Consider the following 14,565-nt stretch of genomic DNA (forward strand, 5'->3'; position numbering starts at 1 on the left):
ATGGCATTTTCTTGCCACTAATCGATATCAAAATTCATTTTTATTACTTAATGCTTAAACTATGCAAAAATCTTGCCTAACAAGCATCAATAGCGTTTTTAACTCGCTTATCGGAAACCGGATATGGTGTGCCAAGTTGCTGAGCGAAAAAGCTGACTCTTAACTCTTCTATCATCCAACGAATCTCTTTTACCGGCTCAGGTGTAACCATTCCTTTTGGAATCTTATTGAGTAACTCTTTGTAGTCTCCATAAACTGACTCTATTTTCAACATATGCAGCCTATCACGGTTTGGATCAATAGGTAATTTCTCCATCCTTCTTTCGATCGCTTTCATATATCGTAAAATATCCGGCAGTTTTCGCCAGCCCGATTCAGTAGCAAAGCCTTTAAAAATAAGCCCCTCTATCTGAGATTTAATATCTGATAACGCAAAAGCCATAGTGAAATCGACCTTACCTTTCAGTTTCTTATTAATGCTAAAGGCAGTGGTAAGTATCGCTTCTACCTGAGTGGCAATATCGACGACTGTATCCCCTAGCTCAGCTCGTACATGCTCTTTTAACTGTTCAAACTGCTCCGGCGTCCAAACCAGTCCGCCTTTCTCTTCTATTAGCTTATCGATTCCACAGGCAATACAATCATCTATCAGATCCAGCACTTTACCATAAGGGTTAAAATACAAACCAAGTTTAGATTTGTTTGGCAAATTACTGTGTAAGTACTTAATTGGTGACGGAACATTTAATAATATCAGCCTACGTTGCCCAGCTAACATGGCGGATTGCTGCTCTTGAGCGGTTTCAAAAAGCTTTATCTCTACACTGTCTTTACCATCAACCAAAGCAGGGAAAGCTTTAACCTCAAAGCCTCCTCTCTTTTGTTGATAAACCTTAGGAAGCTCGCCAAAACTCCAAGTATGCAATCCTTGCTGCTCAATATCATCATCAGCAACCTGTGACAGCGTTTGTTGAACCTTATCTTTTAAGCTCTCTTTAAGCTGATGGAGATCTTTATGCTCTTTAAGCTTACCACCGTGATGATCAACGGCTCTGAATGTGATTTTTAAATGTTCAGGAATTTGTTGTTGGTTCCAATCTTCACGCAAAACATCGACACCACTCATCCGCTTTAATTGCTTCTCTAAAGCGTCTAACAACGGCATTTCCATGGCGGTTACGCTAGACAAAAATGCGTCAGCGTAATTGGGTGCAGGGACAAAGTTACGGCGTAGCGTTTTAGGTAGGGATTTTATCATCGAAACCAACAATTCATGACGCAACCCCGGAATTTGCCAATCAAAACCGGCAGGTTCTATCTGGTTAAGAATAGGCAATGGAATATGTACCGTGACACCATCGTTATCATCACCAGGTTCAAATTGATAACTCAGTTTTAACTTAAAACTGTTTTGATGCCAAAAATTTGGATAATCCAACTCAGTTACGTGGCTGGCATCCCCTCTAAATAGCATCTCTTTTTCAAAATCTAGCAGCTCAGGAGTCTTTGCTCTTGCCTTTTTCCACCACGAATCAAAATGTCGACCAGACACAACCTCAGTGCCGACTCGCTGATCATAAAAATCAAACAGCTCATCGTCATCCACCAGAATGTCTCTTCGTCGAGATTTATGCTCAAGCTCTTCCACTTCTAGCAGCAATTTGCGGTTATTTTTAAAGAAGCGGTGACGCGTTTCCCACTCACCTTCAACAAGTGCAGAGCGGATAAAAATTTCTCGGCAGACATTAGCGTCAATATTTGAGTAATTAACCAGTCTCTTAGGAACAATTGGCACGCCATAGAGCATCACTTTTTCATACGCCATAACCGCGGCTTGTTTCTTCGACCAATGCGGTTCGCTATAGCTGCGTTTGATCAAGTGCTTCGCTAGCGGCTCTATCCACTCAGGTTGGATCTTGGCAACGATTCTGCCCCATAGTTTGGAGGTTTCCACTAACTCTGCTGAAATAATCCACTTAGGCTGTTTCTTAAATAGACCCGATGCAGGGAAAATATGGAAACGCGCATTTCTCGCGCCCTGATAATCTTGCTTCTCTTGATCTTTAATACCAATGTGAGAAAGCAATCCAACCAACAACGCGCTATGAACCGCTTGATAGCCGGCTGGGGTATCATTTAACTTGGTATCCATTTCTCGCATAGCTTGATGAAGCTGGAAATAGACATCCTGCCACTCTCGTATCCGCAAGTAATTAAGAAAGTCCTTTTTACATTGCTTTCTAAACTGGTTACCACTGAGCGCTTTTTGTTGTTGTTGAATGTAATCCCATAGGTTCACAAAGGTGATGAAATCCGACTCTTTATCGAAGAATCGACGATGTTTATCATCAGATGACTGCTGTTTATCTGATGGCCTTTCTCTAGGATCTTGAATAGACAAGGCCGAAGCGATAATCATCACCTCTTTTAAACAACCAAGCTGTGGCGCTTCTATCACCATTCGAGCAAGCCTAGGGTCAATAGGTAACCGGGACAACTTACGTCCCAGCGAGGTTAACTTTTTACTGCTTCCCTGTTTTGTTACGCTAAACGCTCCAAGCTCTTCTAACAGCCGAACACCATCTTGAATATTTCGCTTGTCGGGTGCTTCTACAAACGGGAATGCTTCAATATCTCCCAAACCGATGGCGGTCATTTGCAAGATGACCGATGCTAAGTTGGTTCTTAAGATTTCGGGATCAGTAAACTCAGGCCGTGAGTCGAAATCCTCTTCCGAATAGAGACGAATACAGATACCTTCCGCAACACGGCCACAGCGACCTTTTCGCTGATTAGCACTGGCTTGAGAGATCGCCTCAATGGGTAAGCGCTGAACTTTAGTACGGTAGCTATAGCGGCTAATTCTAGCGGTTCCAGGGTCGATGACGTAGCGAATACCGGGAACCGTAAGGGATGTCTCGGCAACGTTGGTAGAAAGGACAATTCGTCGCCCCGCATGAGGTTGGAAGACTCGGTTTTGTTCACCGGAAGACAATCTCGCATATAAAGGGACGATTTCTGTATCACGAAGATTTCGCCTGGTTAGTGCATCAGCAGTATCGCGGATCTCTCGTTCACCATTCATAAAAATAAGAATGTCACCAAGTCCTTCGTCGCACAGCTCATCAACAGCTTCAAATATCCCTTCTAACTGATCTCTGTCATCGGCATCATCCCCTTTTAGAGGACGATAACGGGTCTCCACTGGAAAGGTTCGTCCCGATACTTCTATTATCGGAGCATCAAAAAAGTGCTGAGAAAAACGTTCAGGGTCGATTGTTGCAGAAGTAATAATGACTTTTAAATCTGGGCGTCGAGGAAGCAGTTCTTTTAGGTAGCCCATAATAAAGTCAATATTTAGACTACGTTCGTGGGCTTCATCAATAATAATGGTGTCGTATTGATTCAAATAACGGTCGTGTTGAATCTCGGCCAACAATATCCCGTCGGTCATCAGCTTTATTTGAGTGTTATCCGATATCTGATCGTTAAAACGTACTTTATACCCTACATAGTCACCTAGGTTACTCTCCATCTCTTCCGCTATACGATTAGCGACAGAACGGGCAGCAAGACGACGAGGCTGAGTATGGCCAATTAAACCAAACTTTCCTCTGCCGAGTTCCGCGCAGATCTTAGGAAGCTGAGTGGTTTTACCTGAACCTGTCTCACCCGCAACAATCACAACTTGGTTTTCTGCAATGGCCTTGGCAATATCATCGCGCTTTTGACTAACAGGAAGCTGCTCTGGGTAGTCAATATGAACATTGTACTGAGTTCTCTGCTCAACAATCATCATAGACTTAGCGATATCCAGCGCTATTTCGTCGAACACTGCATTTCTTGACTCAGCATTTTTGATCTTGTTTGCGCCAGAAATGCGCTTCTGCAATCTAAAACGATCTTTGATCAAACAATCATTTACAGCAGCCCTTAACTGTTTGGCACTGTTCGATTGGGAATGAGTAGACTTGGGGCTATTTTTTGACGCATTTTGCGATGAAGCGTCTGGCTGTGACGAGGTCAAAGCTTTACCTATTTTGTTCTTAAAATTGGCGCGATTGTATCACAGCAGGTATTAACTAAACTATCCCGATTGCATTTGTGTTTAGGTTTTCAGAGCATTTGCCGTTACAATATCAATAGCTTATTAATTATTGCAGACAATTTATGAAAACCTCTGAACTCATGGCGTTTCTTTTAACATTGGAAAATGACAAAGAAATAGTAACAGGTGAAAGCTGGTTGCCAGAGCAGCTCATTGACGCCTCGTTAGATGGCGAGTTTGTTAATCTCCAATTTGATAATGCCCCAGAAGAAGATGCCGGCGAATTTGAAGCTCGCGGCTTTGTAGAACACGAGGTCAATTTATTAAGAGACAAAATCGTTCAATTGTTATTTGACCAGTCTCTTTCTGCTAAAACCAAATCTGACCTGTTTCTGAAACTTGTCCTTCTTGCTCATGAGAAAAGCAGTTCAGAAGTGGTTGAGATCTTGGAAGAAAACAAACACCTAGATCAAGCATCATAAAATAACGCCGCTTTGAACAATGGCACTCATTCCACTCGTTAGACACAGCGCTAGCGCCCCCCACCGTATCCACTCTTTTGACACAAACTGAACACAATACAACGCGCTGCGATAGCCTAACCAAGCGGCAGGAAGAAGCGGTAGGCTGATAAGGAGATGCTTGAGAGTAAAATACCCGACAAAGTACTGAACGATTAATGACATCATAGAACTAAAGAGAAAAAACGCCGACAAGTTGCCTCTAAACTCGTTGGCATTTTGGTGCTGCAATAATATCGCCATTGGCGGCCCACCAATACTTGAGGTGGTCCCCATAAAACCAGACATAAAGCCCGCCAGCGCCATTCTATTTCGCGTTGGTTCAATTCGAAATGGCAGCACACTAATTAAAAGAGAAAGCAGCACTGCAATACCAAGCCATAAGGATAATGTGGCAGACGACACAATAGTTAATATCCCACCACCAATGATCGAACCGGGAACGCGACCAATTAACGCACTTTTTAGACCGCCGATCTCTATATTACTTCTGTTCTTTAAGGTATTAAGCAGTGAAATAACCAATGCGACGATGATTATTGGTGCTGGTACATAATCAACAGAAAGCTGAAACAGTATAGGGGCAGCAACAATAGCCAAACCAAACCCGATCGCGGTTTGCACAAATGAGCCGAAAAAAATGGCCGCCATAGCAAGAAGTGTTGTGGTACTGATATCAAACATAATGCAACACGTTAAATATAAAACGTTATTTTAACGACTTTTGTTCGATAAAGGTAAATTATTGTAATTAATTACTTGGTTTTTATTAATCGCGCTACAATCTATTGAAAGACCAACAACTATATACTCAAGTAATTACAAGCAGCAAGATTCAGAGCGGAATCAACAGGTTCAGTTCAAGAAGGATAATCGAAGGAATGGCATCCCCTTTCAAGGTTACTGAGTATAAACAACTTACTAAGAGTTTAATTATGTTTTCTTCCATTACCTCGCTCTTTAAGCAGCTACTAGAAGGTGAAGACCTTTCAAAAAACGCAAACTACTCCCCTGACATCGCCATAGCAGCGCTGTTGTGTGAGGTCGCGTTAGCAGATCAGCAAGTGGATAGCAGTGAACGAGAAGCAAAAATATCCTTGTTAATGAACCTTATTGACGTTGATCAGAATCGCGCCGAAGAGTTAATCAACAATGCAGAAAAGCAAGCCTCTGACTCTATCTCACTATATGAATTTACCAATCAACTGCGTCAATTGGAGCAACAAAAACGCTATCAACTGGTGCAAGCTATGTGGGAAATTGCCAACGCTGATGGAGTAATAGATCCACTAGAAGATGCTGTAATAAGACAAGTGGCAGAACTTCTCTATGTCGATCACAGTGATTTTATACGTGCGAAGCTAAGTGTCATTGATAAATAAAGATTTTGACGAGAATGAACAGCCTAAGGTGAGTCTCGAAGGCTGTTCGTTAGAATAATCTTTTAGGTCATTAATTTGGTAACAAAGATCTGTCGATTATCTCATGTTCAAAGAAGAACCAAGGCTAATTTGGCTAAGTTGTACGCATCAACATAGCCTGAATGTTGCCTACCTTCCCACTCAATACCCATCTGCTCCTGAGCCGCCCTATGACCAATACGTTTATCTTTTAGTCGCTGCTTTACCCGATACAAAGTCGCTAGATTGATATACTCATTAAAAGGCATCGCGATATTTTTAGCTTCGCATTCTGCTTTTAAGATCGCGTCATCATGTCCCCATGCTGCATATATTTTGTTAGGGCCACCAAAATTTTTGATCATCGATTTGATTACAGATTGCAGTTCTCGACCCTGTTTTTGAACGGTTTTCGGGCTGATTCCCGTCAACTCGGTACAGAAAGGAGAAACTTTATCCGACTGAGGCTTAACATAGTATTGAGCCCGCTTAACGATCTCATTGTTTAGCAAGTCAATCTCAGCCAACCCGACTTCAATAATCTCACCAGTGGTTCCTACACCATCAACGTTCCAACAACACATTTCCAGATCGAAACAAACGATGCGGTTGTAATTCATATTATGCCTTTTGGGGAAAACGAAAACTCGACGCGGGATTTTAGCTCATCTCGTCATTTGCGCCCAGTATTGATACACGGTTACGGCCAAATTTTTTGCTTTTGTACAGTTCTAAATCTACTTTTTGCGCAAATGGCTCCATCTCTTCGCCTTTATACACTGCTCCACCCAAGCTTATTGAGACATGAATATCTCCTTCAACTTTAAGAGGATTGTCACACACACTGGTTCGAAGAAGATCGGCGAAAGTGAACAGTTCACTCACCGTTGATACACTGGTGATCACGTTAAACTCATCCCCTCCAACCCGGAAAAGTTTATCCTGTTCACTAAGAGATACGGATACTTGATTTGCAATATGGGCTAATGCCGCGTCTCCAATAGGGTGTCCATAAAGATCATTGATTGTCTTAAAATTATCAACATCAAATGTGATTAAAGAGAAAGGAAGTTTTGCCTCAATCAACTGTTTATACACTTCGTTAAAAGCCCTGCGATTAAGCGCATTGGTATTTGGATCGTGAGTAACTAAGTAGTTGAGCTCTTTCGTTCTTTTCTCTAACTCTACCTCTAGAATTTCATTTTGCTGGCTAGTTTTATAAACAATTCGTGAAACAAGAATGGAAATGACAATACCGGATAACGCGATAAAAAATAACGATATTCTGTCACTATGCGAAACTTGCCGACTAAATTGGAACTCCAGAGACCATGTTCTATTAGGAAACCGGATAGAACTTGATAGTTGGTAGGAGTGTTTGTTTCCCCACTTACCACTTTGATACAAAACCGGATCATCATCAGAGCTGTAGCCCATGTCTTTGATTCTAACCGCAACTGCATTGCTGTTCATGGAGTTACCAATCAATGAGTCAAAGTAGACACTCGCTCTAACGACACCAATGACCACGCCTTTCAATACATCACTTTCACCATAAAAGGCTGGAGAATAGACTAAAAACCCGTCGGATGGTTCAACATTGTGGAGATCGTCTTGTAACAGGGTGACTTTATCAGAAATGTTTGCTGCTCTATCACTGATGATGGAGTTCTTGACACGAGTAAAGCGTTCTTTGACGGAGTAAAAGCCAAGGACTCGTAAATTCTCTTTGGTTGGTGGGTAAACATCTGTCGCTACGTATATTGGAGAAATAGATTTATCTACTACGCCTTTAAAGACGATGTCATTTTCTGTTGCAGTAAAGAGTTTAACAAAAGGTCGAGCTTGTTGTATTTCCGCCAGATGTGCATCCAGATTTTCCAACTCCACTTTTTCCATCCACTGAACAGCGATTAAACTGGCGGACCCTTTCATCATCTCTTTACTAAAATCAGCAAAGTGATACCACTCTTGTTTATCGGTAGCGTGGAAAAAGTTAGCAACAGAACTTATTGAGTCAATATCACTGTAAACCTGACTTTGTAGCAGACGAGTCCATCTCTCAACCGCTACTTCATCTAGCTTAATGGAGTTGCCTCGTTGAATTTGCCAGATTGTCGCCACTCCAATGAAAGTGATGACCATAAAAATCGCAAATACTACTGTAGGACGTAAACCTAAATCTGCTTTGCTCAACATCCAACCTATTTAGTGATTATAAAACCAAGTTATATACAGTTTAAGACGGATTCTCACCCTTCTCCAATTGTTATTGAGTTCTCTATTAAAAACCCACTTCAATCGAGCAATTAACCAGCAAACTTAATTTTCTGGTTGCTTAACTGTATATGAAAAGAAAACCGCCTAGAGTGAACTAAGCGGTTTACACGAAATGCTGTTAGATACTTTTGCAGCGTATCTAACTAAAAATTATTGTCTAACACCAAGTTTTACTTTTCCATCGCTTGAAAACCATAGGGCTTCATTGCGTCTGCGACCAATTAAAATAGGGCCATCATCAAAGAATAAAAAGTTTTTCCAATGGCGCTTGAAGGTACGCCACTTCGTTTCGATAACGTTATACTTTTCATAACAGAAGTAGACGGTAACATCGTCTTGCCAGTCAATGTGATTGAGCACCCCTTCCGGTAATGCGCTATCGTCGCTATCCCATGCGTCGATCCAGCGAACTTCATCGCTCCAGTTACTTTTCTTCGACGGCCAATCTTGGCTGCTTAATCTATCCGCATCAGGACTTTGCTGGCTTATGTTATCTTGCCACAACTGAGCAGATCGAACTTGACTCATCGGTTTGATATTTTGTAGTTCACTCTCTTCTACCGGCAATGACTGATGGGTAAAGATCCATTTTCGGTTGTATTCATTAATATCAATGTATGACATTTTCACTCTCGTACTGTTATGGTTTCAACCAACCGTTGGCAACGGATTCATCAATAATTTCTAGTGCTTTTTGCCATAACACCTCAGAGCCTTTTTCAATTCTCTGATTAATATTGATAACTTGTTGCCTTGCTATACCGTGCTCAACCCAGCTTTGGCCTTGGCTATTATGATTCATCAAGATCGGTATAATTCGGTCAATTGCTTTAGCAAATTTTGCATCATCGCTCTCTGCTTTCTCAAATTCTCGCCAGATGCTAAAAAGTTCTTCACCTTGGTCATCTGGTAGCATGGCAAATAAACGCTCAGCTGCTTGCAGCTCTTTCTGCTCTTGTTTTTCTGACTCGATTTGGTCGTAAACAAATGTATCACCCGCATCAATTTCAACAATATCATGCAGTAAAAGCATTTTTACCACTCTAGAAATGTCCACAGGTGCGTTGGCATGCTCTTGCAGGAGAATGGCCATCAAAGCAACGTGCCAACTATGCTCTGCGCTATTTTCCAATCGATGGCCATCGCATTTCACCCGAGTGCGTCTCAATACGGATTTGAGTTGGTCCAACTCCATAATTAAGGCCATCTGTTTTATCAATCTTTGATTAGTCATTATTCTCTCGCCAATTAGGGTTAATTAACGCAGTAAGTTTATGATCTTGCCATTTACCGTCAATCAGTAGGTACTCTTTGGCATAGCCTACGGAGTGAAAACCGTTAGCCATCAGTACTGACTCACTTCTATTATTGTGTGGCATATAGCTGGCAGATATGCGGTGCATATTTTGTTCACTAAACATCCATTCACATGCAAGTTTAAGCGCCTTACGCATCGTTCCGCGCCCTTGAGCTTCCTTGTCTAACGAGTAGCCAACATTGCAGGAGTGAAGAGGAAAACGAACTACATTACTGAATGAAACGGTGCCGAGCATTTTTCCGCTAGGCAGGTCGATAATCAGACAGTAGAAACCTAAGTTCAAAGCATGAAGTTCGGTTAACTTAATCAGCTTTTTCTTCCAGCCTTGTTCAGTAAAAAAGGCTTCTTCCCTCACTGGTTCCCACGGTTTTAGATACTCACGGTTGCGAGTAAAATAGTCGCTAATTAACTTACTGTCTTCTTTTTTTGCTAAACGAACCTGAACATCACCATTTTGCAAATTCATACTATGGAATTTAAAATCACGCCACATTACTTTTTCCTAATACCATAATCACGAAGTTTATTGGCAATAGAGGTGTGGGAAACACTTAATCGTTTAGCCAGTTTTCTACTCGATGGGAATGATTGGTAAAGTCTGTCTAAAACTTTTGTTTCATAATCTTTCATGATCTCGTCAAGAGAACCTTCTAGGCTGACACCAACGTGATTCACAACCGCCGAATCTACTTTAGGCAACTGAAAATCATCAATAGTCAATTCCCCATCTGTCATTCGAGTCACCGCTCTAAGCACTGTGTTGTCGAGCTCTCTGATGTTTCCCGGCCATTGATAAGAGGATAACTCATCTAGCGTTTTAGCGGATAGCAACGGTTTCTCAATTCCTAATTCTTGACAATATCGTTTTAAAAACAGGTCAACCAAGCTCGCCACATCGTTGCTACGTTCACGCAGTGAAGGAATCGATAAGGTCAACACATTGAGTCGATAATAAAGATCTTCCCGAAACTCACCCTTTTCAGTCAATTCTGCAAGGTTCTGTTTTGTCGCGGCAATTACCCGCACATCCACATGAACTTCGTGCTCTTCCCCTACTCGACGGTAAGTGCCATCTTGTAGAAATCTGAGTAGTTTTATCTGTAGATGCGAACTCATTTCGCCAATTTCATCTAGAAATACGGTTCCACCATCTGCCTGTTCAAAAATACCTTTATGGCCAGTACCTTGGTTAAACGCCCCGGGCGCATGACCAAACAGTTCTGTTTCCGCCACATCATCGGGCATAGACGCGCAGCTCAGCACTAAAAACGGGGCAGTAGAACGTTGAGAACGGTTATGACACGCACGAGCAAGCATCTCTTTCCCTGTGCCAGTTTCCCCTTCGATTAACAGCGGTTGATCAAGCATAGCCAGCTTTTTCGCTTGGCTAATAAGCGCTTTATGTCGATTAGAAAGCCCGACAAAATGCTCAAATCCAATGGCATTGCTTTCTGGTAAAAAGGTGACCTTAGCGTGATGTTGCGAGTTGGATTTTAAAGTAATTACCGCACTTGCTAATAAAGGCTCTTCACTATTCTCACCTTCAATATAGACAGGAACAACTTCCAACAGGTAATCAAGACCATTAACAACCACACTCTCTCTTTTCCGATTCACATCTTCTTCTAGCCAATGAGAAAAATTGAAACCTGAAATGTACGATTGGAATTGTTGGCCTATTAGTTCATCAGAGGATTTATCCAGCAACTCACCGGCGGCATGGTTAGCCATGTCGATATTACCTTTGAGATTGACGGACAGTACTGGTTCAGGAAGATGAGAAAGCAACGAAACCAACTCGGTATTATGCCTTTCACTTGGCATAAATTGAATTTTTCGCACATCCGTTACACCAGAGATACGCCTAATTTGTGCCATTAGCTCACTGAATACCTCAAAATCTATTTCAGGGCAGTTGAGGTAAATAATACCAATGACATCAATTTCTATGCCTCGTAAATCGATATTCATCGATGCGAGCGTATCAAGTAACTCACGAGTCAGGCCTAGTCGATCTTCACATAAAACTTCAAGACGCAAGACAAAATCCTTAAGGGTGTCAGGAAAAGTTGACACCAGTTTGAATTAAGGACTTTCTCTCGTCAAGTGAGGGTTGTAAAAGCTGAAATTAATAAGCAAATTTCGCTGTTTTTTGCTCAAATAGTCATCATTTTGTTACAACTTACTTTTAAGCTCTAGTAATAACGCTTTTCGGATTTCTGATAACTTAACTTGATTGTCGCGGTTCCAAGGCATAGGTCTTAACAATGACATGGCTTTCAATCCAAGTCTCGCGGTTAAGATACCAACCCCAAACCCTTGCGCAACTCGTGCAGATACCTTGCCCGCCAGATCCATTGACAATAGATCGACGCCCGCTTCGGTGGCAAGTTCAGAGGCACCCGCAGCGGCCATATTAACAAGAACCAGTTTAAACAGTTGCAACCGAGACCAGTAGCCGAGTTCAATACCATAGATGTCCGCTAATTTGTCTATCAGTTTAAAGTTACGCCACGCCACCAATAACATGTCTGCAATAGCCAACGGGCTAATTGCCACTAATGCGGCGGCTTCTGTAGAGAACTTAGCCACCAGAGCTTTGGCTTGCTTATCTTGTTGGCTAACAACCATTGCGTCATACATCTCAAGAATCTCGGCGTCACTGTGAGAACTCGTTACTGAATTTCTCCAGCGATCCAGATGAGGACTTTCCGCTATAGTCCCTGACTCTTTGGCTAACTTTTCACAAAAATCAGTCCCTTTACCAACGCTATCGCTGTTTAATAGCGCTTCACTCTCTTGATGAACGGTAAAGTGACGTCGTAACTTACGTAAGCGCCATAACTCTTTTGCCAGAGCTGAAATCCCCACGCCGGCAATCGATACAATAAAGGCAGACCAACCAATTGAGAGCCAATCTGCGCTTTGATAAGCGGTAACAACATTATTGATGGCTTGCCAGCCAACAAGGCCCGAAAATGAGGTTAGTACCCCTGTGGCAAACCATTTTCTATTTTTACTGGGACGAATAACTTGCTCTAAGTTCTGTTCGTGCTCCCCTTCTTCATCAACCTGTTCCATCTCGACTGGCACAAACTTAGCTGTCGGTTCGAACGCTTGTTGTAGCGTTAAATCATCATCAGTAACTTGCTTAGCCTCTTGCTCACTATTTAACGGCTGCTGGAAAACTTGCTTAGACTTTAGCTCACTCATTTTAGTTTATCTCCAATCAAGTACTGCAATGCCTTATCAACTCGTATATGAGGCAAGGGGGTATCGATTTCTGTCTGATTTGGTCTGAAGTTATTAAAATCGAAATGACCATTTTTCCAGAATTCTTCGCCGGGAAGTTTTTTAGGAACGTCGCCGGGATAAAGCGTCATGGGTTGATCATCGCAAGTCGTGCCTTGTATGGCAGGAATACTGTTCTCACCGTCGGACACAAAACCGTTGGTTGTCGCCTGAATGGACGCAATGCTAATGCACTCCATATCGATGTTCTCAAATGCGGCATGTTGCCATGATGGATACACCATTTGCTGAAGAAGTGACACCAGATTCGCATGCTGGTCCGGGGTTATATGATCCGCTTTAGTGGCAGCAAACAACAACTTGTCGATTCTTGGTGAAAATAACCGTTTCAACATTGATGAGCGGCCATAACGAAAGCTCTTCATTAGCTGTTCAAGAGCGGACTTCATATCAGTAAAAGATTCGTAACCACTGTTAAGTGGCTGTAAGCAATCCACCAGCACGATTTGACGATCAAACGTTGAAAAGTAATCTTTATAAAAACGTTTAACGACTTTTTGCTGATACTCTTTATAGCGAGATTTAAGCATATGATAACTGGAATGTTTATCTGCTTTGTCTAGTTCATCTTCTCTACCCAATAACTGATAAGGGAAGAACTGCAACACAGGGGCGCCTTTTAAATCTCCCGGTAACACAAATCGCCCGGGCTGCACCCAGTGTAAACCCGCCTGTTTACAACTAAACAGATAATCGGTATAGCATTGTGCGACCTGCTCTAGCTGTTTCTCATTAGCTTCAGCAAATGGGTCTATGGCGTCGATCTGTTGTAACCATGCTTTGGCGAGATCGCGTCTAGTACCCGTCAAACCATCAAATTGTGTCTGACACCACTGCTCATAAGTTAAATCCAATAGTGGCAAATCAAGCAGCCACTCTCCCGGATAATCGATAATATCGAGATAGAGGGTCGCCGTCTGGCTAAAAATACGCTTGCTGCTCTTTGTCGGCTTATAACGCAAGGCGAGACGAATTTCGCTGACATCTTTGGTTGGTACTGGCCAATGAGGTGGCTCGGAATGAAGCGCCGTTAATGCATCATCATAGCTAAAACGGGGCACCAATAAATTTTGTTGCGGAACGCGTTTCGCTCCAATCAATTTCCCTTCCCGGGACGCGTTAAGCAGCGGTAGTTTCTCTGACCCAGCAGAGTGCAGCAACTGATTAACGAGTGATGTGATAAATGCAGTCTTACCCGCTCTTGATAAACCAGTCACAGCGAGTTTGAGATGACTGTCCATTCCGCGATGGAGAAGATCATTCATTTCTTGGCGGATGTTTTTCATTAATATTTCCTCTTACTTCGCAACAGAGTAAGACAATTGCATTATTAATTCCACGCTGTTTAACTTCCTTTACAAACAAAAACGTCCAACCATTAGGTTGAACGCGAGTCCCCAAGAAATCTCAGGATTATACTCAAGTGACCTCAAGGTGCCTGAGAATATAAGTTAATCATCTTCAATTAATTTATAAATGACAAATAGAGCCAATTCTAATAGTAGCGTCGTCACGACAGCAATCACGACCCACTGCTGATTAAAGATAGCGATACCATTTAACACCAAGTCACGCGCGACATAGAAGCCAACTACTATGGCAATAATAACTTGAAGAATCTGTACAAACCTAGCCATAACGTCTCCTTAGGGTTTATATCAAGCTTAATAAGTGATTTTTAAAAGT

Annotated in this window: 13 protein-coding genes; 2 read left to right on the plus strand and 11 right to left on the minus strand. The window is 42.1% G+C overall.

The genetic code is table 11. The features are described 5' to 3' along the window. Nucleotides 1-76: 76 nt before the first annotated feature. The gene (gene hrpA / locus CHJ_RS07835; RefSeq protein ID WP_317917382.1) at nt 77-4,027 is read right to left on the minus strand and encodes an ATP-dependent RNA helicase HrpA; all 3,951 of its coding nucleotides are present in this window, start codon (nt 4,025-4,027) and stop codon (nt 77-79) included. Between the two features lie 143 nt (nt 4,028-4,170). Here hrpA and CHJ_RS07840 point away from each other — a divergent pair, with 143 nt between their 5' ends. After that, nucleotides 4,171-4,530, plus strand: coding sequence for a hypothetical protein (locus tag CHJ_RS07840; RefSeq protein ID WP_317917383.1), 360 nt, complete (start codon nt 4,171-4,173; stop codon nt 4,528-4,530). Here the strand turns inward: CHJ_RS07840 and CHJ_RS07845 are convergent. Then, nucleotides 4,525-5,253, minus strand: a complete 729-nt coding sequence (locus tag CHJ_RS07845; protein WP_317917384.1) for a sulfite exporter TauE/SafE family protein — start codon at nt 5,251-5,253, stop codon at nt 4,525-4,527. The two genes, CHJ_RS07840 and CHJ_RS07845, sit on opposite strands and share 6 nt — an antisense overlap. A 251-nt stretch (nt 5,254-5,504) precedes the next feature. On the opposite strand from CHJ_RS07845, the gene CHJ_RS07850 reads away from it, so the two are divergent. Continuing rightward, the gene (locus tag CHJ_RS07850) at nt 5,505-5,951 is read left to right on the plus strand and encodes a TerB family tellurite resistance protein (protein ID WP_171752024.1); all 447 of its coding nucleotides are present in this window, start codon (nt 5,505-5,507) and stop codon (nt 5,949-5,951) included. A 107-nt stretch (nt 5,952-6,058) separates the two neighbouring features. Here CHJ_RS07850 and CHJ_RS07855 read toward each other — a convergent pair whose 3' ends face one another. The 9 genes from CHJ_RS07855 to CHJ_RS07895 form a co-directional block, all read right to left on the minus strand. After that, nucleotides 6,059-6,589, minus strand: a complete 531-nt coding sequence (locus CHJ_RS07855) for a 3'-5' exonuclease (protein ID WP_171752025.1) — start codon at nt 6,587-6,589, stop codon at nt 6,059-6,061. Between the two features lie 40 nt (nt 6,590-6,629). After that, a complete protein-coding gene (locus CHJ_RS07860) occupies nt 6,630-8,168 on the minus strand; it encodes a sensor domain-containing diguanylate cyclase (RefSeq protein WP_317917385.1) in 1,539 nt (512 codons plus the stop codon). 231 nt (nt 8,169-8,399) lie between these two features. Then, complete coding sequence (locus CHJ_RS07865) at nt 8,400-8,873, minus strand: DUF2947 domain-containing protein (protein ID WP_317917386.1); 474 nt, start codon at nt 8,871-8,873, stop codon at nt 8,400-8,402. Nucleotides 8,874-8,889: 16 nt separating this feature from the next. Continuing rightward, complete coding sequence (locus tag CHJ_RS07870) at nt 8,890-9,483, minus strand: HD domain-containing protein (protein WP_317917387.1); 594 nt, start codon at nt 9,481-9,483, stop codon at nt 8,890-8,892. Then, nucleotides 9,476-10,060 (minus strand): ribosomal protein S5-alanine N-acetyltransferase, encoded by a 585-nt coding sequence (gene rimJ, locus CHJ_RS07875; protein ID WP_317917388.1) that lies wholly within the window; start codon nt 10,058-10,060, stop codon nt 9,476-9,478. Before rimJ ends, CHJ_RS07870 begins: the two co-directional genes overlap by 8 nt. Then, entirely contained in the window at nt 10,060-11,607 is a 1,548-nt protein-coding gene (gene tyrR, locus CHJ_RS07880; protein WP_317917389.1) for a transcriptional regulator TyrR, read from the minus strand. The genes rimJ and tyrR overlap by 1 nt, the downstream gene beginning before the upstream one ends. A gap of 135 nt (nt 11,608-11,742) precedes the next feature. Further along, complete coding sequence (locus CHJ_RS07885) at nt 11,743-12,780, minus strand: YcjF family protein (RefSeq protein WP_317917390.1); 1,038 nt, start codon at nt 12,778-12,780, stop codon at nt 11,743-11,745. Next, entirely contained in the window at nt 12,777-14,165 is a 1,389-nt protein-coding gene (locus CHJ_RS07890) for a YcjX family protein (protein WP_317917391.1), read from the minus strand. The genes CHJ_RS07885 and CHJ_RS07890 overlap by 4 nt, the downstream gene beginning before the upstream one ends. Before the next feature lie 165 nt (nt 14,166-14,330). Next, complete coding sequence (locus tag CHJ_RS07895) at nt 14,331-14,516, minus strand: hypothetical protein (protein ID WP_171752033.1); 186 nt, start codon at nt 14,514-14,516, stop codon at nt 14,331-14,333. Nucleotides 14,517-14,565 lie beyond the last annotated feature (49 nt).

The sequence above is a fragment of the Vibrio sp. MACH09 genome, from assembly GCF_033238805.1.
In the GTDB taxonomy this organism is placed as follows: Bacteria; Pseudomonadota; Gammaproteobacteria; order Enterobacterales; family Vibrionaceae; genus Vibrio.

What these genes read in the sequence shown, in the direction of transcription:
- CHJ_RS07840 (WP_317917383.1), top strand. Translation starts at nt 4,171, where the DNA reads ATGAAAACCTCTGAACTCATGGCGTTTCTTTTAACATTGGAAAATGAC.
- CHJ_RS07845 (WP_317917384.1), bottom strand. Translation starts at nt 5,253, where the DNA reads ATGTTTGATATCAGTACCACAACACTTCTTGCTATGGCGGCCATTTTT.
- CHJ_RS07850 (WP_171752024.1), top strand. Translation starts at nt 5,505, where the DNA reads ATGTTTTCTTCCATTACCTCGCTCTTTAAGCAGCTACTAGAAGGTGAA.
- CHJ_RS07855 (WP_171752025.1), bottom strand. Translation starts at nt 6,589, where the DNA reads ATGAATTACAACCGCATCGTTTGTTTCGATCTGGAAATGTGTTGTTGG.
- CHJ_RS07860 (WP_317917385.1), bottom strand. Translation starts at nt 8,168, where the DNA reads ATGTTGAGCAAAGCAGATTTAGGTTTACGTCCTACAGTAGTATTTGCG.
- CHJ_RS07865 (WP_317917386.1), bottom strand. Translation starts at nt 8,873, where the DNA reads ATGTCATACATTGATATTAATGAATACAACCGAAAATGGATCTTTACC.
- CHJ_RS07870 (WP_317917387.1), bottom strand. Translation starts at nt 9,483, where the DNA reads ATGACTAATCAAAGATTGATAAAACAGATGGCCTTAATTATGGAGTTG.
- rimJ (WP_317917388.1), bottom strand. Translation starts at nt 10,060, where the DNA reads ATGTGGCGTGATTTTAAATTCCATAGTATGAATTTGCAAAATGGTGAT.
- CHJ_RS07885 (WP_317917390.1), bottom strand. Translation starts at nt 12,780, where the DNA reads ATGAGTGAGCTAAAGTCTAAGCAAGTTTTCCAGCAGCCGTTAAATAGT.
- CHJ_RS07890 (WP_317917391.1), bottom strand. Translation starts at nt 14,165, where the DNA reads ATGAAAAACATCCGCCAAGAAATGAATGATCTTCTCCATCGCGGAATG.
- CHJ_RS07895 (WP_171752033.1), bottom strand. Translation starts at nt 14,516, where the DNA reads ATGGCTAGGTTTGTACAGATTCTTCAAGTTATTATTGCCATAGTAGTT.